A 25490-nucleotide genomic window follows, 5' to 3' on the forward strand; every position below is an offset into this window, starting at 1 on the left:
TGGTTGTCAATGACGTGACAAATAAATAGATTTACCAAATTCAAGAGGGAACATAAAAAAGAAAGGAAAAAATGAAAGCTACTGAAACGCTTGACCTCAAAATCAATTTAGATTTCAAGCAACTGACCTCTATTGTTAAGCAGTTGAATTCTTCTGAAAAAATGAAATTGAATGAGGCGATTTGGGATGATGGCATGGAAATACCCGAAGAACATCAGAAATTGGTTTTGCAACGGATAAAAAAAGCAAGACAAAATCCTAATCGGATGTTGCCTTGGGATAAGGCCATTAAGATGTTGAAGCCCTAATGCGTTATGGAATTATTCATTGACCCAGAAGCGCTTGATGACATACAAAAAGCTACTGATTGGTACAATGAGCAGCTTCCAGGGTTAGGGAGTCGATTTCAAACGCAAACAATCAAACAAATTTCTTCTCTAAAATATAGCTATCACCGCTATTCGATTCGCTATAAGAAGGTACGTTGTATGTTGATTAAGAAGTTTCCTTACTTGGTACATTTCTTGGTTGACGAAAATAGGGGGATAGTAGAAGTCTTTGCTCTTTTTCACACCAGCCGCAATCCGAAAATTTGGCTGAAAAGGAAGAAAACAAAAAGATAGAATGTTGATATATCTGCGTATTTTTTTATTATTCATTTTTCTGGCGCTTCAAATAGCTGTGGTCGCCCAACAAACTCCCCTCCGCGACCAAATGGACCGTGAGCGAGAAGGGAATTTTGACGACATAAAGACATACGAAAAAGCGCGCAAGTTCATCCGGATGGATAGCAACTACTACCTCGGTCATTTGCTAGAGGGAGCCTATCTTTTTTATCGTGCCAACGATGAGCTGGGTTTTAACAAAGCAAGTTTTCCGTTGCAGAAGGCTCTTACAAAAATCGAGCATGACTATGATCGCGAACTGCGCACACGGAGCAATAACTATGGTGTATACTCAGCCGTCTATCGTTATCATTCAGACTATGGATTGATTACCTATTTTCTTGGTCGTTGCTACCAAAACGTAGAGAAGCAAGACAAGGCCATGGAGGTGCTGCGCCATATTCGTAATCGGAATTTTCAAATCGAGTTTAACAGCGACTCCTACAACACCATGGCGTGGATTTTCCATCGCAACCGCGTGTACACGAGTAAGAATTTTTCTTTCCTGAAAAACTCTGTAAAAGAAAATGTAGCCGTTGCCAATAAGATGCTGGATTCTGCTATTTGGAAACTCCGAAATGATTTCCCCCTGAACAACGGCCTGTTCGACCCCAACATGCTCAACCGCCAATTCTTGAGCACTTTTCACTACAAGGCAATGATTCACGATTATTTGTTAGATATCGACTCGGCCAATTACTATTACGATTTACTCATTCAAAACCAAGCTTATTCTAGCAACAACTACGCGGAGTTCAAACTGGCGATGGGCGAGTTTGAAGAAGCCGACATGTTTTTTCAAGAGGCAGAGCAACGCGAACAAAGCCAGGAGAAGACTACAAAAGAATATTACTACATGCGCGGCACATTGGCTACGTATCGCGGTCACCCCGAGCAAGCAGATACGTTGCTCAATAAAGTTCTGTTGGAGCAAGGAAGTACACCTGGCTACGGCTGGCATTGCATTGGGTTGGCACGCGCACAACACTATGAAGGCTTAACAGCCGAGAGTCAAGAACGCACTAACAAGGCTGCACGCTTTCAAGAGCTGCATATTGGCACCACATGGGGGCAAGAACAGTATAATTTGGCAGTGGCTTCACTCAACTATATCAATCAACTGCAATTCAAAAAAGAGTATTGGTTTGAGCATGACGAGTGGTATTTCTGGCTCAACCCGTTGAATTGGTACCGATGGATCAAATATTCATTGGAAATACGCCATCATAAAATGGTGTTGGCCTCGCTGGTTGCGGAGAACCCTGAGCGGGCACAAGTGATTTACTCCATATTCTCACCTGAAAACCTGATAACATTTGATGAAGTCTGGTCGGTGATTAATGGCTTTGGCCATGAGTATTTTATTGATTTGTACAAAGAACGATTGCAAACCGACAAGCGGCCGCGCGTGAAAAAGTATTTCAGATACTTTTTGGGGAAACTTTATTTGGCAGAAGGCAACGAAAAAGAAGCGATTCAATATTTCAATCAAGTGCTTAACGACCCCGACCGCGAAGACCCTTACCAAACACTGTTGCTTGCCAGAACCTACGAAGGCCTTGCGGAAGCCACGAGCGGAAGTCAGCGCGAGGCGTACACGCAAAAAATGTATGAGCTATTTCCACAGTTAGTACCCTTCTCAAAATTGACCGCCCAGTTTCAGTTGCAGATAGAAGGAGAAACAAATGATGTGGCAGACGACATTCTCACCGACCTAAAAGAATCAAACATCGACTTTGGCGGAAATCAAAAATCACCGATGGTCACTGTTTCGTTTAAGAAAAGCGGAGAAGCCATGGATGTAAGCTACCGTGTTGAAACGACCACACATATTTTGCAGCGAGGCGTGTTACGCGTGGAAGCGCACGAACAAGAAAATGCGGGCAAGCTTTTGGCATACCGCTTGTTCGGCATTCAAAAAAATAAAACGGGTGAGAAGCCTACCCAAGCGCAGCCTATGAAGGAGGAGAAGAAAGAAGAGAAGGTGGTTTAGCAAAATTTCAAAGAATAAGATAAGTTTCATTCTGTGAATCCACTACTCTAACGCATTTCAGTAGACCCCAATATCTGTTTCGTCAAGCCTTGCATTTAAGGGCATCGTATTTGGATATCGCTCATCTTGGATTATTTGGAAAGGCAGAGAAACCATTGAACAAATACTTGATAGTTATCCGCAATTAAGCCGCGAGGATATTTTGCCTTGTATTGCATGCAGCTATGAGCCGCGAAAACGATGTGGAGTTAGATGAAAGGGCAGTATAATAATGCCCTATATTGCTTTTGGAATCAAATCAGTGCTTGATTAGCACTTGCTTTGTAAGAACTGTGTATCCTCTACCAATTTTAATATAATATACCCCGTTCGGTAGATTTTCAATATCTAATTCCAATTTTTCACCATCGGTACTCATCTTTCTTTTGAGAATTCCGAAAGCGTTAATAAGTTCAATAGTAAATTCCGATTTTACTAGTTGAGAAGCGGGTATCGATTCAGTCATTTCAAGCGCCTCTTGGTCAAATGAAACCTCTTCGATTGTCAGTCTAGTATTCGCAGGATTTGGGAAAGCCCTAAACTGACCTCCGCCACCAGAACATGTCGCTCTATATCTACCCTCTTGATTTGCTGTCGTAATAGAACCGCATAAGTTTGAAATTTCAACTTTTAGATTGTGCCAAGCATTGTCAACTATGCCAGCAGGAACGGTTGTACTATTTACATTAGTTGTTTTCCGCAATACATTGTCTATAAAATATTTGAAACTATAATTGTTTATATCAGTACCTGCAGGCTGCGTAACTCTTGTTGCTACCTCATATTGATTTGTGCCAGGGATGCACACAGGAGATTTTTGCTCAATCAATGGGTCAATAATACCAACGCCAAGAGCAACAATTTTAGTGATCGTTTTAGATCCACAAGCGTTTGAAACAACTGCTGAAACGGATACCCCTCCAGTAAAGCTATTTTGCCTTTGTGCAAAACCTGATGTAGAATTGATGGTCAAAGCTGCCTGATTGGCTGATGACCACTGAACGCTGCTGCCAGTTGGCAGGTTAACTACTGCCAGGCTAGTAGATGAGCAAACTGCACCAGGTGTAAACGAGTTTAATGCTAAGAGATTGTCAATATTCCCAGGCGATAATTGAACCCAAGCAGACCGAGGAATAGCCGGCTCACCACTATTTGGGATTCCCGGAATTGGATCTATTGCCACAAGGGGAGTTGTCCTAGTGGTAAAGCCACATGAATTTTTAGTGCCAACTGCCACCGTTGCTGACAATGAACTTCCGGCAGCCCAATTGGCATAATTGATGGTTATTTGAGGAGCTGTTGTGCTAATTAAACCAGTTGGTGAGACTCCGGTTCCAACAATGTTCCATACATAACCAGTAATATTTGTAGTGGATGAGACACTAGCTTGCAATGTTATACTCCCGCTGCCACACAATGAGACTGTGCTTGATCCAGATATAGTAGGCTGGGCAATCGAATTAATTGAAACTGTTAACACACCACAAAAATTCCCTATCTTTCCACTTGCCACATTATCCCACTGGACATCTGCCCAGACTGAATTATTACTACCAACACCATCACTTGTTATTTTGCCATTTTCAACCTTCCAACCACCAAACCGATTACAAAGGCCACCATCATTTGCTGCAGCTGATGTATAGCGATAAGTCTGCTTGGGACAAAGATTAGTGCTTGAGCCAGTTGGAGGAGTATTTGCTTGAGCTAAAAGAAATGACGGACAAGCTATACTTATTAAAAGCATTGTAAATTGGAATAAGTTGGTGATTTGAATATTCATAATTTCAAACGTTTACTTTTTAAAAACCTTAATCCTAACATTATTGAATATGATCTATAATACCATGACGGATAATTAAACTTTAATTGAAAATCAGAAATATTGGAAATCCCTTGGCTTGCAAATAGCTGTAGAGAAATTTCCATTACCTTCGAAATTGAGTGTGAAACCCCTAAATTCAATGAAAGCCCATAGTCATAGCTATTAAATGCTGGAGAACTGTTATACGTGTAATTTGGTTGTGCGGCTTGTCTAACTTCCGTTTGAGACCCAACTAACTTTGACAAATATCCGCCCAAGCCAAAATTGCATTTGATTTTTCTGCCTACTAAATACTGTGGAAGAATTTGTAGTGTAACATATTGATTACTTGGTTGCTCAGATCTAACGAAAGTGATTGACTCTAACTTCCTATTCGATGTATATCTAATAGAGTCCAACTTTTCCGTATATGATTTTACAGCATAAAACAGTAAAGCCTTTACTTCAAAATGTTTATTTAATTGTTTACATGCGCCAAACGCTACAGAAAAAGACTTGTTCACTTCTAAACTTGTAATAAAATACCCATATCCATCACTACCAGTAGGCGAAGCCTGTGGCGGCTGATACCCTATAATTGAAAAAGTACTTAGCCCCAAGAAAACTTCGTAAGCTGAAATCTTAGGCTTGGGGTAATACTTTTCAGGTATTTGAGAGGATTGCTGAGCTGCTGCGATGATTCCAGATGACAGCAGAGTAAAGACTAATAGTGTTTTCATCTGGGTAAGTTACTAAATGCTCCGATAAATGTAACTGTTTTGTTGTTAATGACAAATTCGTCATTAATATTTTTTTGAGCAATCGCCACTTTTCGAGGTGGGTCAATTGAAAAATAAGAAGTTGTTAGCTTGGATTGCTTCTCAAGTAAAAGAGTTGCGTTCTAAGAAGAACTTGACCCAAGAAGATGTTTATAACGATACCAATATTCACCTTGCAAGAATCGAAACGGGCAAAGTCAACGTTAGCGTAAGTACTCTAAAGCGTTTATGTGATTATTTTGAAATATCGCTGTCAGATTTTTTCAGGGGCATGGATTAAACCACCCTCTCCTCAATCTTCCCCGTTTTCTTATTTTTCAAAATCAATTTCTTAGCACCGCAGTGTTTAACATAACACTGTTCGACATTTGTAAGACGAACGCTTAATGCAAAGGATTTAAAATCCGTTTCCATCTTGGTTCGGGATTTGTAATCCCGAACAACAATTCATTAGCTAAATTTTGGTTCTTCAGATTGGTAAGAGCTTCTCACCAAATATAAAGTTTGGTGAGAAGTTAACTCAGCCAACGCAGAAATTTTACCCAAGCACTCCAACGTGTGGTTTTCTTTTGCGATAAAAAATGATTTTCCGTTTTGTCAAAAGCATCATCGATCAGCGCATCATGTAGCCACCGGATTGCCAACGGCCATGTTAGCAAAGCGAACCCGGAAGTATGCATGTCAAGGATGTGTCTGATTTCAGTAGTGTGAGTATCCAATGCAACAATATCAAAACGATGAAAACCATGAAAGCCACGAGGCTTCGAAAATCGAAATTGAACAAACTCTCCAGATGAGTACGCTTCTACTGTGTAGCGAATCGGCCCGTGCCCTCCTTTGGAACCCACTGTTAGCCCATTATCTAACTTCATAGCTGGCCATTTGTGGGTGGCTAGCATCAAATCATTTTTAGAAGCAAGCGTATTGAATAATTCCACTACAGCCGATTTGGGTTGATGAATGATTCGCTGGTGGACATTGATAACTTTCATAAGTGGTACTTCAATAAAGTCTGTATTCTTCAGGTATGGTGGCTCCCACAAATCCATTAGTCATTCCATAAAGAATGAGTAGCATCACCAATGCCCCCAAAATAAAAATAGCTTTGGATTGCCCATCAACCGATACTCCCCATATAGCGTTTTTCATTTTACAATGATGGATAGCTGCGATATGACCAAAAAATGAAAGGATAGCAAGACTATAGTAGGGAATAAAAAACAAGTTGACAGGAAAGGAGTTTAGACCTGCAGCACCAAAGTAAAAATTTGTATCAAGGTGAAGGATAAACCTTCCGGCAAGAACCGCGCTTACATGAATGAATAAAAAAACAGCCAGATACAAACCTGAGAATACGTGTAGCTTTTCAAATCCAATTTTTGTGGTTTTTCTTTTCGATAAAAAGAGCCGTATGCCGGAATACATCTGCATCAGCACAGCCGCTAAAAGTAAAAATTCAATGATGGGTGCGCGATAGAAGTGACGCAATGCATTCATCCATTCAATATGTCTATTTACACCGGCTATACTCGCTAAATGATTAGCCAAATGAAGGCCAATGAAAATGGTAAGCGTTATGCCACTGACAAAATGAATTTTACGAATCGTTACGTGCCTCATTCGATTCCCCAATAGATTAATCCTGCAATGGTAAAAAGAAGCAACCATTGTCCGAGCCTAAAAAAACTATTTTTAAATTTTTTCGAGATGATAAGCGTTAATAAGAACGCCAATCCGTAGGCAAAAAAGTAAAGTGCCAGCAAAGTCAGGAGAAGCGATTTCTCTTTTACATATTCTGTAAAGTTGATGAGTGTTAGCCCGATAAAAGCCAATAAAAAATCAGCGGATACGATATGAAAAGCACCTCGCCCCATCGTCCATTTTTCCCGATGGTTAGTACTTCCATCTATGGGCTCAAGTATTTTGTATTCTTTGTCGCCCCAAAAAGTGTGCGCGATAAACGTTAGTAGCACCAACGCGTTTGCTGCAAGTAAAGCCAGATTCATAACTTCTTTTTTTTTCGAAAGATGAGGCAAAATCTGGCAATGCCACTTGATTTAAATCAAATTCGACTTTCTGGGTTGTCGAGCACGGCTAAGCGTTTCTAGTGTCATGCCCAAGTACGAAGCGATGTGGCCGAGCGGAACACGTTGCGTGATATCAGGCCGTAATTTTGTTAACGTTTCATACCTCTGTTGAGCTGATTCAAACTGAAGTGAGACAACGCGTTGTTGCAATTGCAGCATGGTTTGAGTAACGGCCAGTCGGCCGAACCGGTCGAAATCGTGATAGGTGTCGCACAAATAGTTTACGTCTTGGCGATTGATGATTAGTAGCGTGGCTGGTTCTATGGTTTCAATATAATGAGGACTGGGAATATTAAGAAAGTAACTGTTTATGGCACAGATAAAATCATTTTCGAATCCAAACCAATCAGTTATGTTTTTGGCGTCCTTTACATAGTAGGCACGTACACTGCCCGCATAGATGAAAAATAGCTTGTCTGAAAATTCGCCTTCTTTCACTAATGTGGTATTTGCCGGTTGCGACTCAAGCCGAAGCCTCTTTGCAAAGTCCTTTTTACAATCATCTGACAAAGCCGACAGTTTAGAATCAACAAAATCAATGGAGGCCTTTATGATGGAATCTGCATTCATATAGCGAATATACAACTAGAAGATTTGAAGATATCTTCTTCGCGCAAAGCATTTTTTCAAGTCCGTGTCTTGTTGCTCAAATAAAGTCACTCGCACACACAAATTTTTTTTGCTACCTTTCTCTCATTCTAAATCAAAACTTCAAATTCATGGACGCAAAGAAAAGAATGATGGCAACCCTGGCTGGGTTCATTGTGTACTTCGTGCTCGGTTTTTTATTGTATGGTATTCTACTCTCCGATTTTATGCGCGCCAACACGGGCTCGGCCACTGGTGTGATGCGCACCGATGACGAAATGCAATGGTGGGCACTGATTGTCGGTAATGTGGTGCAGGCTTACCTGCTGGTGTACATCTTCGGCAACTGGGCCAACATCACTACGTTTGGGGGCGGCTTAAAAGCAGGTGCTATCGTTGGTTTTATTATGTCACTTGGTTTCGGCCTGAACATGTATGGCACTACCAACATTTCTAATCTAACGGCCACACTCGTTGACCCGATTGTGATGACTGTGATGATGGGTGCAACGGGAGGCGCAATCGGCTGGGTACTCGGGAGGAAGTGAGGCCTTCGGATTTCCTCCACTTAATCATCCAGGCCTTTTCCCGTCATAATGTGTGGTATAAACTTCTCAATTCGTGCCTCGCGGGTGTTGACTTGCTTGGCCGTTGAAAAGTATAGCAAGTAGCCACGCTGCCGCCCGGGCGTGAGCGACTCAAATGCCTTTTTTAAAGACGGAGATGCATCCAGCTCCCACTTGAATTCTATCGGCATCTTAAATTCTGAGACTTTTTTGAATTCAACTTTCTTGCCTGTCGCTTCGACTTTAATGGCTTCTTTAATGTAAGCTTTCAATACGGTTTCCTTATCAGTGATTTCATCTAGGTGGGTAAACCGAATCTGCCGGGCAGACTGCACATTCTCGGTTTGCTGAATGAGCATTTTCTTGGCGTCTTTTAGCAAAGCACCTTTGTGAAAGAGTAAGGCGCAATATTCTTTGAAGCCGTGAATCAGAACCACGTTGTTGCCCTCGTACGTGTAGCAAGGGCAACCCCATTTCAATTCCTCCACAAGTCCGCAACTGAGTACAATGGTGCGCAATGCTTTGTATTCCTCCTGCCATGGTGTGGCCTTGTTAAAAAACCAATCGACTTTGGGTTGGGGGTATTCATCTTCCTTTTTTACACTAATTCACTAATAAAGCACGAATTTATAAAATCAATTCGTGCACTAGTCGTGTGATCTTTCTGTTGTGTAACCCCATTTATCAACTTATAAGTTACTACTAAATTACACTTTAAAGTGTTTTTTATAAAATTTTTATTGCTTTATTCACTTTAAAGTGCAAATTTTGCCGATGTCTATAGAAACCTATGACCTCAATAGCAGCCATAGAAAGCTTCTTACAAGATTTTAAATACAAGCTTGGCTTTTGGGGATTGTTCCTTCGCACTGAGCGAGGAAAGAATTTTGAAACTATCAAGGAATTGGAATACTCCGTTGAAGATGTGAAAAATGAACTCCGTGATTTGGCAGTTGCAAATTATTCGGGAGGGCCACTGAGTGACGTACTTTACAAAGGTGCTGATATGTGGGTGTTTGGAAAGATGGTGCAGTCGAGAGAGGTGTATATCAAAATTGCACTCGGCCAACCGAGCAGCAAGGTCATTTGTATCTCCTTTCATTTTGCTGAGCATTCTATGATATATCCCTATAAATAAAAAAATTTATGAATAGCCCCATTACAGGCAAACCAATGGTGATGAAGCAGGAAACCATTGAGACCGAGTTTCGCAAAGAGAAATTCGAAGTGGTGTACCATTATTATTTGTGTGAGGACAGCGGAGAAAAATTTGAAGACGAGCGCCTCGCGCAACTCAACCTGAGCCAGGTATACAACCAATACCGGAAGAAGTACAACCTGCCGTTTCCCGAAGAGATTATTAAACTCCGCGAGCAGTACGAACTTTCTGCCGCGAAGATGAGCGAAGTGCTGGGCTTTGGCATAAACGTCTACCGCAATTATGAAAATGGGGAAATTCCCAACTCCAGCAATGCGCGACTGATTCAGTTGGCGCAAGACCCGAAAGAATTCAAGCGGTTAATTGAATTGGGCAATGCACTGAATGAAAAAGAGAAGGAGCGCGTGAATAAGAAAATTGAAGAACTTCTGATTAAAGAAGACTTCTTTGAATTTGATCTGACCAGCTACTTAATGGGCCAACCCGCTGTGGACGACCAAACGGGCTACCGCAAACCCAACCTAGACAAGTTTACAGAGATGGTGGTATTCTTCACCATCCACGCGCAGCCTTCGTTGTGGAAAACTAAGATGAACAAAATGTTGTTCTATGCCGACTTTTTAAACTTTAAAAAAGAAGTGCAATCCATTAGCGGGTGCCGCTACCGCGCCATTGACATGGGGCCGGTGCCCAATAATTTCAACAGCCTGTTTGACTACATCGCGCAAAACAACCATATCGATATACTCGCCACCTCATTTGCCAACGGCAGCATAGGCGACCAGTTTAAGCCAAACCCCAAACGCCAATTTGACGAAAGCAAACTCAGTAGTACCGAACTGGAAACACTGAAAGAAGTAGCGGCCAAATTCAAAAGCGTAAAAACCAACGACATCATTGAACTCAGCCACAAAGAAGAGGCTTGGGAAAAGAATTTTAAGAATGGGAAGAAGTTGATAAGTTATATAGAGGCATTTAAGCTTGTGAATATTTAATAACACCGCACTCCAAGCCTCATTTTAATTCCTCCACAAGTCCGCAACTGAGTACAATGGTGCGCAATGCTTTGTATTCCTCCAGCCATGGTGTGGCCTTGTTAAAAAACTAATCGACTTTGGGGTTGGGGGTTTTCACGAGTAATGATTAAATTAAAAAAAGATTTGAGTTTAATCAAAAGCTTTGAAATTTAACTTAAACTGATTTGGCACCAGATCTGCTTTGAAAAACTTTGGATGAATTGATTTTTTTTCAAGTAAACTTTTACTTTGAATGATTGTCGAATCCGCACACTGGGTACCAAAAGTTATTGAACAAATAGAGTTTAAATCAAAAACCTTTAAACCGTTCTCAGCAAGGAGAACCCTAAACTCTTTTTCATAACTCCAATCTTCAGCTTTTGTAAATACTAAATTGTCGACTGCCACCTTTGGCGATTCATGAAAATTGATAGTATCTAGTTCCGAGCAATAGGTTACCTCTTTGACATTTACTTTTATTTTCCCATTCTTAGTCACACTTCTAATAAGCGGGATTGAATGGAATTCGATGCAAACACCAGTGTGTTTATTCGCGTAATGAGACCACATTAACATATTTTCTCGATTCAAGCTAAAACAAGTAATGCCACTCTTTACCAATAGATCATTTGCTATTTGATTTAACGCATGAGGTAATTCGTGTGGATTTTCCTTAAAATCCTTCATCTTTTTTGCTTTGATTTCATCACTTATCGTGGGATCATTCTTAACTCGATCAATGGCTTTTTGAGTAACTGCGAAGGAGATCAGACCTAAATAACAATCATAAGGGTCGTTGAATTTACTAGGAGGTGTAAAATTTAAACTCGAGTTTTCAAGAATCTTGATGAGTATTTCAGGACAAACAAACTTAAAAACTGTAGCAGGAGGCTTATAATTACTTTCAATCATATTCAAGCAATGTTAAGTCACAAAGTTCGAACTTTTTTAGCTGATACCTCATTGTGCGAATGCGTCCCTGCCAGGAATGGAGCGACATGTCCTAGCCCGAACATGTCCTAGCCCGAAATGGAATTGTGCAGCTGGTGGCAGCGACAGCCCCGCCCGAGTTCACCTGCGTTGGCCACTCGCGTGAGCAGGTGTCTAAGGGAAGTCCCGAGACTAAATAATTAATTAAAGCGCCTTAGTGATGAAGGGCGGCTTATTTTGCCACCATCTCCCACACCATCTTTTTCCGAAACGCGATCGGAGATCACCCCGCCATGCAGGCGTCACTTGTATGACAAAGGTTTTGCTACCCTTTCGATTTGAAATATTCTTTACATTTATCGCATAGAAGATGGCCAACCCGAAGTCGGTCATTGAAAAATCTAAGGAAATGACTTATGAAAGTAACAAATTGAATAAGGCAGTATATGAAAATATGTTTAGGTGCATACTCATTTTTTTGATTTCTAGTTTTTCAGCCTTTGGGCAGCAGATTATTCAAGGCCAAATTGTTGATAAGGAAACTTCCTTGCCAATTCCTTTTGCCTCCATTGGTATAGTAGGTTCGTCTAAAGGCACAAGTTCTAATTTAAACGGAGAATTTTCGTTGGCCATACCAGAAAGCACATCTATTAAAGTTTCGTGCGTGGGTTACGAATCGGTTGTTCTGAGTACTGTTCAAGAATTTAAGCTGATAAAATTGAAACCGGTCTCGACCCAACTAGGGGAAGTGGTGGTTTTTGAACGAGCGGTTAATCCCAAAAAAATTGTTCGCAGGGCATTTGCCAACATTGCCAAGAACTATGACGGATTACCGATGCTGCAAAAATTCTTTTATCGGCATTATTGCAAAGACGATTCGGTTTATGGCCGGTTAATAGAGGCAGCGGTGGACGTTTGGAAAAACCATGGCTACCGAACCACGCGGAGTTATGCAGGCGAGAATGAAGAAATCAAAGTAACGCAACTACGCAGAAGTGTAGATAAAACAGCCATGGCACAAGGCCACGAACCCATTGCAATCAAAAACATTTTGCAAGCCGATGGCGTGGCGTATCAAGCCCCGGAGAAGAGCGAATATCTTTCTTTCTTTTCAGAGGTAAGCAACCTCAAAGCAGATTTTGATAATTACACATTTACGTTTGCGGGCGTTACCAATTACGATGCCCGTGAAGTATATGAAATCCAATACGAGTATAAAAAAGATTCGGTACTCACCACATCGGGATACAAACCACGGGCGGAAGCATCAGGTTCTCTTTTTATTGATATGGATTCGTATGCTTTTGTCAAAACCGAAGATTTAAAAAACGTGGATGGAAACACCCTTGCTACCTCTGCATATTACCACCAACTTAACGGAAAGTATTACCCTTACCATTTAATTCGCAAGGGCCAAAGTGTTACGGCTAGGGGCACGCATTCTTTTCAAATCGACTTAATGTCGATGGAAATAAGACATGATGTGAACGAAAAATTTGTAGGAATAGAACCCACCAAAAGTGAATTATCGAAACTGGCGTATGACTCCGTTTTTTGGAACACCACTTCAATATTGAAAACCACGCCACTTGAGGACGGTATCATTCACGACTTAGGTGGAGGCAAATCGCTGAGCGAACAATTCAAGCTTTATCAACAATATGAATACAATCTAACGGATGGAGGAACAAACGGTGAGCAAAAATTTAATTGGCTGAAAGAATATTACAAAGGCAAACTGCTTCTCTATGTTGTATTTTGGTCGAGCGAATGCAAATTGTATTTAAATGAATTAGAACAAGCCAAGCGCCTGCAGCGACTTTACCGAAACAAAGTGCTCTTCGTGTTTCTTTCTACCGAAAATGATGAGGCGATTTGGGGGCAAACGGTTAACCGATTCAGTTTATTTTCGGAAGGCATGGTGCAGTATCGTATTGGGTCAAATTCAAAGTTGCTTCGGGAGTATAAAGTAACAGACGTCCCCGCTTTTCGATTGCTCAATAGCAGGGGCGATGTAGTGATAACCCCAAAACACCCAAGTGATCCCACACTGGAAAAGGACTTTGAAAATTTGTTTCTCCATTAAAAGAAGACGGAGAATACAGCAGAGATGCCACGTGTGAGTTTGCTTTAATTTTTAAATCTATCTTTATTGTGCAATAAAAATAGCTACCATTGAAATCGCCCTCACATCTCCCTACCAAGCAAATCAAGCCATTTGTTTTTGTCCTGATTATTTTCATAACGGCACTCGCCTGCACACAAAAACCCACTTCTCCTTTTGCGCATAACCTTACTACACAAAACAAACCTTGGTCGTATGCACCTACTGGTAAAAACCAAAATGAATTTTCGTTTGCCGTGATTGGCGATTTGAATAGCAGTGAACGCGAAGGTGTCTTGCAAGTGGCCGTTGAACAATTAAACTTACTTGGGCCGGAGTTTATTTTGAGCATTGGCGATTTGGTGGAGGGTGGAACAGAAGACACCACAGAACTCAAAAAAGAATATGATCATTTTGACAATCGCGTAAGCAAGGCAAAAGCACCGCTCTTTCATTTGGGGGGCAATCATGATCTGACAAACCCTGTGATGCGCAGCTTCTGGGAAAGTCGCTACGGAAAAAGATACTACCACTTTGTCTACCAAAATGTTTTGTTTTTGATGTTAGATTCAGAAGACTACTCAGAAGCAAGAATGTGGGAGATTTATAATGCCCGCAAAGAGGCTCTTGCACTATTAGATAGTGGCAAACGCGAAGAAGCAGAACAGACTCCCTACTTTAAAATGCCCGAGCGAGGCACGGGTGAAATCAGCGATGAGCAATCTGCTTATTTTGAAAAAGTAATTGCCGATCATCCCAGTGTGCGTTGGACTTTTGTTCTCATGCACAAGCCCGTGTGGCAGCGCGAAGGCAAAGGAAATTTATCTCGAATAGAAACAGCCCTTGGCACGCGCAACTATACCGTGCTCAATGGCCATTTGCACAAGTATTCGTACACCGAGCGCAACCACCGCGACTACATTATGGTTGCCACCACGGGCGGAGGGCAAGATGCGAAAAGCGACATGGCTTTTGATCACATCCTATATGTTTCATTTACAGAAGAGGGGCCATCGCTCGCCAACTTGCGCTTGGATGGAATTTTAGATAAGAAAGGGAAGATTCCGTTGCAGGGCGACACACTTTGTTTTCAGGCATCCAAGTGCAATCCTTCGGCATCGCACTAAGTAAATTCAGTAGGAAGCAGAATTCAATATTTCTTCATTGAATTTTTTCCAACCCATTGTTTCGGGTGCAAAGTACTCGGCTATTTCTGGCCCTAAAAAGAGTTTGTAGTTCATTTTGGCAACATCTTGCACCACATACCCTGGATAGTAGTAAGGCATGCCTTCGTCCTTCAAATAATCAAGCGTCAATAAAATTAACAACTTCCCCAAACTGTAGCGAGCGTAGGCGGGATCGTAAAAATGCAAGATAGAGGCAGCCGATTTTTCACCCACATCAAAATAGCCAGCGGCAATCAATTGATCTTTGTCAAAAATGGAAATGCATTTGGTATCAAAAATAGTAGAGTAGGGCGGAGAAGCTTCGCCAAAGAAACACTCTTGAATGCTGCCGGCACCATCAAAGTCGATGTGATTGCGGTAGTTGGCATGTAATAAAATATGCTCTGCATTAATGTGGTTAACATCTTCGATTACTACACGAAACGCTTTGTTTCGCCTGCGTATTTTTTGATGAGAGGCGCGCGTAGCAATTTTGGCAGTGGCAAACCGAAGCCAATGTACACGGTGCATGCCTTCGTGCAACTCGATGTGCGAGCACGTAAAAAGTGTTTGATGCATGCGGTACCAACCCATGGCCAGCAACTTATCCAAATCTGTTTTTGGCAGATAGGCGGGAGCAATGCTATTGAAGTAGGGAGTCAAATGTTGAGAATAGCTTGAACACGAAGGTAAGAAGATAGTAAAGTAAGAAAAGCATTTTTCGTTCTTGCAAAGTAAAAAACAAGCGGAAAGCTTTTAACTATCATTTCTCGTTTTACCTCTCTTCTGATTAAAAATAACATGACTAATCAACAACTCAAATATTGTAGAGTTTGCCAATAGAAAATTTTTGACCCGCAGACCGGAATTTATTGCGCACTCACAAACACAAAACCGATTTTGTGGAGAGTTGCCCCACATGTAAACCTATTGCAGAAGCGGATTTGAACATGCTTGAAATACGCGTGGAGACAGAAAACTTGCCGATGGCCACAACAGAAAATAGATTTGCGAATATGCTAGTTGTAAAAGTGCAATTGGATTGTGGCTATATTTGATGTTAGCGGAAAGCCTTAGTGACGGTAGAGACTTCGTAAAAACAACAAATTAAGTTTGAAGGACACTAGAGTAATACAATATAACGACAACACAACAAATCAAGTTGTGACATTTCAGGCAAAGGAGAGGGCTGAGACTACTCTAATTTGCCTTCCAGCTATGGGTGTACGAGCATCGTACTACGAAGCATTTGCTACCAATTTATGCGGACATGGATTTAATGTAGTGACTGCCGACTGGCGTGGACAAGGTAAATCATCTGTAAGAGCCTCAAAGAAAATTAATTTTGGGTACGAGGAGATTATTGAGGACTTAAGGAAGTTAATTGAAAATACAAACACTTGGTTTCCAAGTGGGAAAAAAGTTATCATCGGACATAGCTTGGGCGGACAAATAGGAAGTTTATTTGCATCTCGTTACCCTAACTCAATTGATGGCCTAATACTAATTGCTTCATGTTCCGTATTTTACAAGGGCTGGGACAAAGTTGATAGAGTCAAATTATACATTGCTGGCAACAGCTTTTATTTACTCAGTAAAATTATCGGGCATTTCCCTGGAAGTGTAATTGGATTTGGTGGCCGAGAAGCGAGAACAGTTATGAAAGACTGGTGTTACAATGCGGTTTATGGCGAATACAAACTTGCTAACTCAAACCACGACTATGAATTGTCGCTAAGGCAAATGAACATACCTGTTCTATCATTTTCAATAGAGAATGACCATTTAGCGAGTAAGACAGCAATTGAAAACTTGCATAAAAAGTTTGACCGTAACTCAAAGATATTGCAATTACACCTGACATCTGACCTGACAAACATTTCACCTCTCAATCATTTTAGTTGGACTAAAGACTCAAACTATTTAGGACAACAGATAAAGAATTGGCTTCGAGACAACATTGAATTACAAATTGACAAAAGATAAGAGAGGGGATTGGCCAGCCGCTAACAATGACTTCAAGACAATTTCCGTGTCACTGAACGGAATTAATAAAATAGACGACCTTAATCATCAGCTATTCATAAAACTTATACATTTTTTTTAACTAACTCCCCATTTTTATACTCGTATTGGATGGTCAAATTGCCTTCTTGGTCATACCACTTGGAAACGCCATCGCGCAAGCCATTTTTGTAAAGGCTTTCTTCCATAAGTTTACTGTTATCATAGAAGATTCTTACTGTACCTTCCAATTTTCCGCTCACATACATCCCTTCTTCCTTTAGGGATGAATAATTGAACTCTTTATAATCACCGTGCCGCACACCATTATGATAATAAAATCGCTTGGTCATTTGACCAGTTTGATTAAGCTCCATGCACAAGCCCTCTTTCTTACCTTCAAAATACGTGGTTACGGATTTGACCAACCCATTTGTCTGATATTCTGTCCACGTCCCGTGTCTTTTATTGTTGAGATAGTACCCATCGGCTGACTTTAACCCACCTTGGTCTGTCATCGTCACGCGTACCAATCCCTGAATATCGGCAAACTCTTCTTTGATTGCTCCGAGCGGAATTCCTTCTTCACCACCATTGGTAGTAGGAGCGGATGCAGGGTTGGCTGGTTGAATTGCACTCGTTGTTTCCTCCTTGGATTTTTGATTGCAGCCAATTGCTAAACAAACTAAACTTATCCACATGATTCTCATATTTGTAAAATTTTGCTGCCAAATATATTAAGTAACTTTACTTTTTGTCAAGATAGTTATTCAATGAAAAAATTCTGCGGAGTTCTAATCTTTCTAATGGCAGCCCTAAGTTTGTGTGCCCAAATAAACGAATTCGATTGGCTGGTGGGCACGTGGCAAGAAAAAGGCAAGCAAAATTTTGAGGTGTGGCACAGGGCGGGGGATGAGTTAAGGGCAGAATCATTCGAGTTAAAGTCTGATGAAATAAAAACGATGACCGAAAAAATAAGATTGATAAAAAGGGGTTCTGATTTCTTCTATATCCCCGAGGTGCCGCATAACGGCAAGCCTATTGAGTTTAAAATCACCTCGTTCCATAAAAATGGATTTGTGGCAGAAAATCCACAACATGATTTTCCTAAAAAGATTTCCTATAGAAAAATCAACGAAACAGAACTTCAAGCCACCATTATCGGAGGCAACAAAAGCATCTCTTACCTCTTTCAAAAAATAAAATGAACATTAAAGGCACCGTTATTCTTAAGTCAGGACGCGACCATTCCATTAAGCGATTTCATCCGTGGGTGTTTTCGGGTGCCATCCAAAAAACAGAAGGCGACCCACAAGATGGCGATTGGGTAGAGGTTCAAGATAGCCAACAGGCAACGCTGGGGTTTGGCCATTATCAGAAAGGCACGATTACTGTCCGAGTGATCTCATTTTATAAAGATGTTCCCTCCGAGAAATTGTATTCTGAAAAAATCAAAAAAGCATACGAGCAACGCACTTCTACATTAGTGATTTCGAATTTTACCAATGGCTACCGGCTCATCCATGGCGAAGGCGATGGATTACCCGGACTGATTGTAGATATGTACAACAAAGTGGCAGTGGTGCAGGCACACTCGCCCGGCATGCACACCGACCGCCAAGAAATTGCCCGTGCCTTACAAGCCGTGTTGGGTGAAGGCCTTCATGCTATTTATTACAAAAGCTTATCCGCAGGTAAAACCAAAACAGAAAACGAGTATCTCTTTGGAATGGCAGCCGTGCCACACACTATTGTTGAACACGGAAATCACTTTTACGTGGATTGGGAAGAAGGACAGAAGACCGGATTTTTCCTCGACCAACGCGAGAATCGAAAATTACTAGGTGACTATTCCGCGGGGAAAAAAGTGTTGAACACGTTTTGCTACACAGGCGGCTTCTCAGTATATGCGCTTCAAAATAAGGCAACTTTTGTGCATTCGGTAGATGCATCCGAAAAAGCCGTTGAACTTACGCGAAAAAATATAGAGCTGAACGGGTTTAGCGTTAACGAAAATATTTGCGTGGCTGCCGACACCTTTGACTTCATTCGCGATAAGCAAAATGAATACGATGTGATTGTGCTGGATCCTCCCGCTTTTGCTAAACATAAAGAAGCCAAGCATCAAGCCATGAAAGGTTACCAGCGATTGAATGCTGAAGCCATGCGCATCCTTAAACCGGGAGGTATTATTTTTACATTTTCGTGTTCACAAGTAGTAGATAGGCAATTGTTTTACGATACCGTAGTCTCGTCTGCTATACAAGCGAAACGAAACATAAAAGTGCTTCACCATCTATCTCAGCCAGCAGACCATCCGGTTTCTATTTTTCATCCAGAGGGTGAATATTTAAAAGGGTTGGTTTTGTTTGTGGAATAATTTTCAAAAATGTCCAACCCCTACATCTCCTTAATGAAAACCGCTTGGCGGTATGCCAAGCAAGAAAAAAGGCAATACATACTTGTTTACTCGTTGTTTATTCTGGCGAGTGGTTCTTTTGCGCTGTACCCACTGCTGTACGGTTGGTTCATCAATGCTCTTCAAAAAGGTGATGCACAGCACTTGCGCTATGCGCTTATCTATGTGGGGCTATACTTTTTGATGAAACTGGTGGAGTGGGGATTGCATGGGCCTGCGCGGATACTGGAAAGAAAGCTGGCGTTTAACCTCAGTCGGAATTATTTGCAAGAACTTTACCATCAAACTTTGCACCTGCCCGTGAAGTGGCAGCAAGACAACCATAGCGGAGCCACCATCAACCGGATCCGCAAAGCCTATGAAGCCCTCAAAGACTTTTTTCAAAATGGATTCATGTATTTTTATGCGCTGGCCAAGTTTATTTCTTCGTTTGTGGCCATGATTGTTTTCTCGCCTTTGTTTGGCGGCATCGGCATTGTGTTGGGCGCCATTACAGTGTGGATCATTTTCAAGTTTGACAAACCTTTCATCCAATCAGTAGACGATACCAACGAAAAAGAGCACGTGGTGTCAAGCACGTTGTTCGACAGCCTTTCGAATATCATTACCGTGATCACGCTGCGTTTGGAACAACGCATGGAGAAAAGCCTGCTAGAAAAGGTGAAAGACGTATACGCACCGTTTATGCGGTCGGTAAAAATAAATGAGTGGAAATGGTTCGCGGCCGATATGCTGGTAGTATTGATTTACTGCGTGAACATTGCTGGGTACATCTATCAAAATACCATGCCAGGACAAGTTTTTATGCTGGGTGGATTGGTTACCTTGATTGGTTTTGTGAACCAGTTTACCAGCGTGTTTCACGATGTGGCATGGCAGTACACACAAATTGTTCAGTACAACACTAATGTTCAGACTGCCCGGTCTATCTCAGAAGCCTATCAGCAGAACCACTTGCCTGATGGGGCGAGCAACTTGCCCGAGGATTGGAAAAAGATCTCCATCCGTGACCTAAACTTCACGCACAAAGAAAAATATTCTTCGGAAGAAAGGGCACAAAGCCTGCACGACATCCAGCTCTCTATCGAAAAAGGAAAACGCATTGCGTTGATTGGCGAAAGCGGCAGTGGCAAAAGCACCTTGATGGCTTTGCTGCGTGGCTTGTACGAACCAGAATCAGGAATAAAAGTAACAGTGGACAACAAGATTGCTTCCGATATAAATTCCCTCCACGACTCCGTTACCTTGTTCCCGCAAGAGCCAGAAATTTTTGAAAACACCATTGAGAACAATATCACCTTGGGATTGCCATTTGAAGAAAAAGACGTTCTGGCTGTTTGCGAAACAGCCCAATTTACGGAGGTTGTCAATCAATTGCCAAAAGGTTTGCAATCGAACATCCAAGAAAAGGGCGTGAATCTTTCAGGTGGGCAAAAGCAACGGTTGGCACTGGCGCGCGGAATTTTGGCAGCAAAAAGTTGCGATATTGTTTTGTTGGACGAACCCACCAGCAGTGTGGACCCCAAAACAGAAATTCAGATTTATGAAAGACTTTTTGCCGAGTGCAAAGACAAAGCCATCGTGTCAAGCCTTCATCGATTGTACTTGTTGAGTTATTTCGATTACGTATACGTACTGAGAAGTGGACGAGTGGTGGACGAAGGCACGTTTGAAGAACTCAAAGCCAACAGCAGCATCTTTAAAGAACTGTGGCGGCATCAGGAGGAGAAGATGGTGGAACGGGTCTAGTTTCATTCTTATCCACTTAATGTCAATTTAATTTTTCAATCGTTGTGAAGGTTGTTTTTTCGAACGATTAATAGTCTTTTCCTCGTTCTTATTGATACTGCTCTTTTTAAATTGTTCTTCCAGTGCGCCCGCTTCTTCCAAGTCTTTCACGATTTGTTTATTCAAAGGCGACTCGCGAATGATATTGTAGCTCTGCCAAAACGCTTCGTTGTAGGGTTTTGTTTGAAGCTCCAATACGTTTTCTGCGTTCATCAAATTTCCTTGCGCGGGCCTTGTTGCATTAGTGGTGATAATGCTGTTCACTAATAGTTCTTGATAGAAATCAGAAGTAAACAATATTCTATTGGTACTTTTTATAAAGCCTTCAATTCTCCAGGAGTAACTCATGTATTCTAAATGGTACTTTCCTTCATGTCTTTTAAATTTTATGTTTTTCTTGATGAAAGTTGTTCTGTTCATGATGGAGTCGTTCATTTTCCACTCGTTCTTGTCCGTGCCTTCCCATCGAGCATCCATTTCAATCTCCAGAATGGCATAGCTAGTGGCATCGATAAAAACACGACTAAACCAAGGGTAATTGGTATTGATTACATAGACCAACTGCTCATCTAAGTAAACATACTTTTCAAGTTCATATTTCTTAGCATTTATATCAAGTGCAAAGTTCACATACCGTACATCATTGGATATGAGAAGTCCATCCAGCAAATTCAAATTGGTATAAATTGCTGCTTTATAATTGACAATTTTGCTTTTTCTTATCTCGTTAATGTACACCTTCTCCTGTAATTGTCTTCTTTGCTTGGGACGGGGGGCAATATAGCCTCTGTCATAGATGGCAATAGCTGCTTCTAACAAAGCGATGTACTTTTCGTTTTCCTTTTTATAATCCCTGTAAAATCCATTCAGTAAATAGGGCTCTTGCGTATAATTGAGAGGAATGTTAGCAATGGCTTTTTCTACAATTTCTTTAGCCGTTAGTTTTTTGTCCGTAATCACTACCTCGCTCAGTATAATTGTTTTTGGATCAAGTTGCACAAGGAGATTATTTCGATCCGGAATATTTTCGATTTTGCATTTATAGGTAGTATATCCCATCATGGAAATCATTAATGTGTCGTTGTCGTATTGATCGGAGAGCTTGAAAGCAAACTCGCCAAGTTGATTAGACACCACTCCGATGGACTTTCCAACAATACTGATTGTGGCGTATGGCAGTGGCTCTTGCGTTGTTTTGTCAGCCACTTTTCCTGTAATAACAATCTGATTCTTCTGGGCAAACGAATCAGAGCATAACATCGCTAAAATAACAGATAGGGTGCTGACGAACGCTCTTACGTTGAAATTTTTCATGATAACTTATACAAATATAAAACAAATCAATTATATTCACGTTTGTATAACATATATTATGACCACCAAAGGAAATTATTTGGGCGAATTTGAAGAGCTCGTCCTTCTCTCGGTTGCCTCGCGGGCAGATGAAGCGTATGGTGTCTCCATCCGGCAATACATTATCGATGAAACGGGACGAAGCGTAAATATCAGTGCGGTACACGAAGTACTGAAACGCTTGGAACGAAAGGGCTACTTGAAGTCCAAAATGGGCGGAGCCACACAAGAAAGAGGCGGACGAAGAAAACGCTACTTTGTGCTGACGGCCAGTGGAAGAAGAACACTGGAAGAAGCCATGAAGCTCAAGATTCAGTTGTATAAACGTGTCCCTAATTTTTCTTTGAAACCAATATGAAATACAAGTATGATATAGGCAAGGTCGTTGTAAATTATAAGTATGAATAACCTATTTAAAAAGCAGATAAAATGAACAATCAGCCCCCTAAATGGATCGACCGCTTTTTGCGTTGGTACTGCAATCCTGATTTGCTGGAGGAAATTCAGGGCGATGTGCACGAGCTGTATTTTGAGCGGGTGAGAAATGAAGGTGAACGAGCTGCCGATTTAAAGTATGCGTGGGACGTGCTGCGGTTTTTTCGGTGGTCAAATATCAAGAGAGATGAATATGTGCCTGGGAGCATGGGGGCATTGTGGAATTTGAATTTTAAGATAGCTGCGCGAAATGCCCGCAAGAACAAGCTGATCTTTGCGGTGAAGACGATTGGACTTTCTATTTGCCTCGCGTTTGCATTGCTGTTGACGGCCTTTGTTGTCAATGAACTTACATTCGATCAATTTCATGTCAACCATGATCGGATCTATCGGATCAGTACCAAAGTCAACTTTCAAGATCATGTTACTCACTATGCCGTTACGCCATTGCCAACGGGCCAGGCATTGGTGGAAGGCATACCTGAAATAGAAAATTACTTTCGGTTCATGTATCAGGATAAGCCCATCTATCATATTGATGACGCTATTTTTTATGATGAGGTAACGCTGGCAGCGGATAGCAACTTTTTAAAAATCCTCTCATTTGATTTTGTGCAGGGAACAAGCAGCGCGTTGAACGAACCTGATAAAATTGTATTGACGGAAAAAATGGCTACCAAATTTTTTGGCGATGAAGATGCAGTGGGCAAGTCGATTGAGTTCGGTTGGGGGATTTTACTAGAAGTAGCCGCAGTGATCAAGGACGTGCCTTCCAATTCACATTTGAAATTTGATGCGCTGATTTCATGGGATACATTTGATCGCAACGATGATTGGGGGAACTTAAATGCTTACACTTATATTCTCTTAAAGCCAAACGCAACCATCGAAATGGTGCAAAACATTATTCCTAATGTACTTGATACATTTGATGAATTAGTGGTGCGTGAATACAAAGCAACCTTTGAGATGATCTTTGAAAAAATCACGGACATTCATTTTTCACAAAACTTGGATGAAGACATCGCAGAAAAAAGAAACAAGAGCAATCTATTCATACTGATTGCTGTAGTCGTTTTGTTTTTGATAACGGGACTGATCAACTATCTTAACCTTACATTAGCTGAACTTACCACCAACGTAAAAAAAATCGGAATCCTTAGAGTGTATGGTGGAATGGCCAATGGTCATGGAAAAATCCTGATCTCCGAAACCCTATTTACTATGCTCATCGTCTTGCCATTGTCAATACTACTTAGCTATTTTGGGTTAATCCTTGCCGCTCATTTTTTATCCATCCGAATTGATCAGCGAATATTGTTCAGCCCAGGGTTTATCCTAGCAGGGATCAGCTTTCTGTTTTTGCTGTTCGCGTCCACGCGGGTTAATTCATTGGTGCTTTCAAAGACAAGCCGCGTTATTAATTCATTGAAAGGGAGACTCAGCTCGACACGAAGCGATTTGTCAGCCCGAAAATTCTTGGTGGCCGCTCAACTTTCATTTTCGATTATCATGATTGCATTGATCATCTTGATTGTAGATCAATTTCATTTTATTCAAGATGCCGATAAAGGTTTTGATGAAAAAAATATGGTCGTAGTGAAGTTGCGATCGAATGAAGCCTTGCGTGTGGAGGCATTCAGTGAAACACTCAAAAAAGTGAGCGGCATCGCTCAGGTGGAAGGCGGCTCTTACTACCCCGGTGCGATTGAAACCAAATATGTGTTTCAAGTAGAGACTGACAAGGGCATGGAGCAGCGGTTGGTGCCGATGATGAATTGCAGTTATGGTTATCTAAATGCCCTCAATATAAAAGTAGTGAAGGGGCGTAGGTTTAACGATGAAAGCGTGGTTGATCGGCATGGGTCGTTTATAATCAATGAAACTGCTGCTAAGGAATTTGGTTGGAAAGACGCCATTGGCAAAAAAATCAGCGGGCCTGAGAATTACGTTGATGGCGAAGTAATTGGTGTAGTAAAAGATTTCAATTTTGCATCGCTCCACAGCAAAATAGAACCAATGATTATCTTCCCTACGGATGAAAATTGGGGAAATCTTTTTGTCTATATCAAAGTAAATCCTCTGCGGCCACTGGATTTGATTTCAACTATCGAAAAAGAATTTAAAGCACAATGGCCAGAACTTCCGTTTGAATGGGAATACCTTGATTCCAAATACCTGAGTCTTTACAAAAATGACTACGAGCTAAAAAATATCTTTGAGGTAGGCTTGGTCATTTCCATCTTGATTTCTTGCCTCGGTATCTTCAGCATCTCTGCGCTTTTGGTCACATTGCGCTCCAAGGAAATGGGCATTCGCAAAATAGTGGGTGCTAATTCGCTGCAATTGTTTCTCCTTCACACGAAAAGCTTTTTGCAATTCTTAGTCATCTCCATTTTGGTCGCGTGGCCAGTGATCTGGTATCTATCCAACCAATGGCTAGAAAATTTTGCCTACCGAATAGAGTTAAATGTTTGGTATTTTATAATCCCTGGATTGATTGCATTGTTCATTACCATTATCACTTCAAGTTATCACGGAATAAAAAATGCCATGGTGAACCCCGTGGATATTTTAAAACATGAATAAATTAAT

General features: G+C 41.2%; 26 protein-coding genes. 15 read left to right on the plus strand and 11 right to left on the minus strand.

What is annotated here, in order from left to right:
• The first annotated feature begins 71 nt into the window (after positions 1-71).
• Genes KA713_15290 through KA713_15300 form a run of 3 tightly spaced genes read left to right on the plus strand, consistent with a single transcriptional unit; the run spans position 72 to position 2658 of the window.
• Positions 72-308: an addiction module protein gene (locus tag KA713_15290; protein ID UXE65815.1), complete on the plus strand. Its 237-nt coding sequence runs from the start codon at positions 72-74 to the stop codon at positions 306-308.
• A gap of 6 nt (positions 309-314) precedes the next feature.
• Positions 315-623, plus strand: coding sequence for a type II toxin-antitoxin system RelE/ParE family toxin (locus KA713_15295; GenBank protein ID UXE65816.1), 309 nt, complete (start codon positions 315-317; stop codon positions 621-623).
• A 1-nt stretch (position 624) separates the two neighbouring features.
• Entirely contained in the window at positions 625-2658 is a 2034-nt protein-coding gene (locus tag KA713_15300; GenBank protein ID UXE65817.1) for a hypothetical protein, read from the plus strand.
• A gap of 298 nt (positions 2659-2956) precedes the next feature.
• Here KA713_15300 and KA713_15305 read toward each other — a convergent pair whose 3' ends face one another.
• Complete coding sequence (locus KA713_15305; protein UXE65818.1) at positions 2957-4480, minus strand: T9SS type A sorting domain-containing protein; 1524 nt, start codon at positions 4478-4480, stop codon at positions 2957-2959.
• Entirely contained in the window at positions 4477-5241 is a 765-nt protein-coding gene (locus KA713_15310) for a hypothetical protein (protein UXE65819.1), read from the minus strand. Before KA713_15310 ends, KA713_15305 begins: the two co-directional genes overlap by 4 nt.
• 97 nt (positions 5242-5338) lie before the next feature.
• Between KA713_15310 and KA713_15315 the strand changes: the two genes are divergently transcribed.
• Positions 5339-5560, plus strand: a complete 222-nt coding sequence (locus KA713_15315) for a helix-turn-helix transcriptional regulator (GenBank protein UXE65820.1) — start codon at positions 5339-5341, stop codon at positions 5558-5560.
• Positions 5561-5795: 235 nt separating this feature from the next.
• Here the strand turns inward: KA713_15315 and KA713_15320 are convergent, their stop codons facing one another.
• Genes KA713_15320 through KA713_15335 form a run of 4 tightly spaced genes read right to left on the minus strand, consistent with a single transcriptional unit; the run spans position 5796 to position 7937 of the window.
• Positions 5796-6272: a hypothetical protein gene (locus tag KA713_15320; protein ID UXE65821.1), complete on the minus strand. Its 477-nt coding sequence runs from the start codon at positions 6270-6272 to the stop codon at positions 5796-5798.
• A gap of 10 nt (positions 6273-6282) precedes the next feature.
• Entirely contained in the window at positions 6283-6900 is a 618-nt protein-coding gene (locus KA713_15325) for a hypothetical protein (protein UXE65822.1), read from the minus strand.
• Positions 6897-7286: a hypothetical protein gene (locus KA713_15330; GenBank protein ID UXE65823.1), complete on the minus strand. Its 390-nt coding sequence runs from the start codon at positions 7284-7286 to the stop codon at positions 6897-6899. The genes KA713_15325 and KA713_15330 overlap by 4 nt, the downstream gene beginning before the upstream one ends.
• A 51-nt stretch (positions 7287-7337) precedes the next feature.
• Positions 7338-7937 carry a Crp/Fnr family transcriptional regulator gene (locus KA713_15335; protein UXE65824.1) on the minus strand — a complete coding sequence of 200 codons (600 nt, stop codon included), beginning with the start codon at positions 7935-7937 and terminating at the stop codon, positions 7338-7340.
• Between the two features lie 149 nt (positions 7938-8086).
• On the opposite strand from KA713_15335, the gene KA713_15340 reads away from it, so the two are divergent.
• The gene (locus KA713_15340) at positions 8087-8503 is read left to right on the plus strand and encodes a DUF1761 domain-containing protein (protein ID UXE65825.1); all 417 of its coding nucleotides are present in this window, start codon (positions 8087-8089) and stop codon (positions 8501-8503) included.
• A 20-nt stretch (positions 8504-8523) separates the two neighbouring features.
• Here KA713_15340 and KA713_15345 read toward each other — a convergent pair whose 3' ends face one another.
• A complete protein-coding gene (locus tag KA713_15345) occupies positions 8524-9129 on the minus strand; it encodes a DUF1801 domain-containing protein (protein ID UXE69154.1) in 606 nt (201 codons plus the stop codon).
• A 182-nt stretch (positions 9130-9311) separates the two neighbouring features.
• On the opposite strand from KA713_15345, the gene KA713_15350 reads away from it, so the two are divergent.
• Both KA713_15350 and KA713_15355 read left to right on the plus strand, forming a co-directional pair.
• On the plus strand, positions 9312-9659 hold the full coding sequence (locus tag KA713_15350; protein UXE65826.1) for a hypothetical protein: 348 nt from the start codon (positions 9312-9314) through the stop codon (positions 9657-9659).
• Positions 9660-9667: 8 nt separating this feature from the next.
• The gene (locus KA713_15355) at positions 9668-10675 is read left to right on the plus strand and encodes a DUF4065 domain-containing protein (GenBank protein UXE65827.1); all 1008 of its coding nucleotides are present in this window, start codon (positions 9668-9670) and stop codon (positions 10673-10675) included.
• Positions 10676-10846: 171 nt separating this feature from the next.
• Here KA713_15355 and KA713_15360 read toward each other — a convergent pair whose 3' ends face one another.
• Entirely contained in the window at positions 10847-11608 is a 762-nt protein-coding gene (locus KA713_15360; GenBank protein ID UXE65828.1) for a DUF2971 domain-containing protein, read from the minus strand.
• Positions 11609-11996: 388 nt separating this feature from the next.
• Between KA713_15360 and KA713_15365 the strand changes: the two genes are divergently transcribed.
• Together KA713_15365 and KA713_15370 are read left to right on the plus strand one after the other, a co-directional pair.
• Complete coding sequence (locus KA713_15365; protein ID UXE65829.1) at positions 11997-13712, plus strand: carboxypeptidase-like regulatory domain-containing protein; 1716 nt, start codon at positions 11997-11999, stop codon at positions 13710-13712.
• 89 nt (positions 13713-13801) lie between these two features.
• Positions 13802-14857, plus strand: coding sequence for a metallophosphoesterase (locus KA713_15370; protein UXE65830.1), 1056 nt, complete (start codon positions 13802-13804; stop codon positions 14855-14857).
• Positions 14858-14863: 6 nt separating this feature from the next.
• Here the strand turns inward: KA713_15370 and KA713_15375 are convergent, their stop codons facing one another.
• Positions 14864-15559, minus strand: a complete 696-nt coding sequence (locus tag KA713_15375) for a GNAT family N-acetyltransferase (protein UXE65831.1) — start codon at positions 15557-15559, stop codon at positions 14864-14866.
• A gap of 555 nt (positions 15560-16114) precedes the next feature.
• On the opposite strand from KA713_15375, the gene KA713_15380 reads away from it, so the two are divergent.
• Complete coding sequence (locus KA713_15380) at positions 16115-16882, plus strand: alpha/beta fold hydrolase (GenBank protein UXE65832.1); 768 nt, start codon at positions 16115-16117, stop codon at positions 16880-16882.
• 104 nt (positions 16883-16986) lie between these two features.
• Here the strand turns inward: KA713_15380 and KA713_15385 are convergent, their stop codons facing one another.
• The gene (locus tag KA713_15385; GenBank protein ID UXE65833.1) at positions 16987-17610 is read right to left on the minus strand and encodes a hypothetical protein; all 624 of its coding nucleotides are present in this window, start codon (positions 17608-17610) and stop codon (positions 16987-16989) included.
• 96 nt (positions 17611-17706) lie between these two features.
• Here KA713_15385 and KA713_15390 point away from each other — a divergent pair, with 96 nt between their 5' ends.
• The 3 genes from KA713_15390 to KA713_15400 are packed head-to-tail and all read left to right on the plus strand — an operon-like array spanning position 17707 to position 21068.
• Entirely contained in the window at positions 17707-18108 is a 402-nt protein-coding gene (locus KA713_15390; protein UXE65834.1) for a hypothetical protein, read from the plus strand.
• The gene (locus tag KA713_15395) at positions 18105-19280 is read left to right on the plus strand and encodes a class I SAM-dependent rRNA methyltransferase (protein UXE65835.1); all 1176 of its coding nucleotides are present in this window, start codon (positions 18105-18107) and stop codon (positions 19278-19280) included. Before KA713_15390 ends, KA713_15395 begins: the two co-directional genes overlap by 4 nt.
• A gap of 9 nt (positions 19281-19289) precedes the next feature.
• Positions 19290-21068, plus strand: coding sequence for an ABC transporter ATP-binding protein (locus KA713_15400; GenBank protein UXE65836.1), 1779 nt, complete (start codon positions 19290-19292; stop codon positions 21066-21068).
• A gap of 27 nt (positions 21069-21095) precedes the next feature.
• Here KA713_15400 and KA713_15405 read toward each other — a convergent pair whose 3' ends face one another.
• Positions 21096-22421, minus strand: a complete 1326-nt coding sequence (locus KA713_15405) for a carboxypeptidase-like regulatory domain-containing protein (protein ID UXE65837.1) — start codon at positions 22419-22421, stop codon at positions 21096-21098.
• 58 nt (positions 22422-22479) lie between these two features.
• On the opposite strand from KA713_15405, the gene KA713_15410 reads away from it, so the two are divergent.
• Positions 22480-22818, plus strand: a complete 339-nt coding sequence (locus KA713_15410; protein UXE65838.1) for a PadR family transcriptional regulator — start codon at positions 22480-22482, stop codon at positions 22816-22818.
• Between the two features lie 71 nt (positions 22819-22889).
• Positions 22890-25484 carry an ABC transporter permease gene (locus KA713_15415; protein ID UXE65839.1) on the plus strand — a complete coding sequence of 865 codons (2595 nt, stop codon included), beginning with the start codon at positions 22890-22892 and terminating at the stop codon, positions 25482-25484.
• Positions 25485-25490: the final 6 nt, after the last annotated feature.

Origin of the sequence: Chryseotalea sp. WA131a (genome assembly GCA_025370075.1) — a bacterium.
Taxonomy (GTDB): domain Bacteria; phylum Bacteroidota; class Bacteroidia; order Cytophagales; family Cyclobacteriaceae; genus ELB16-189.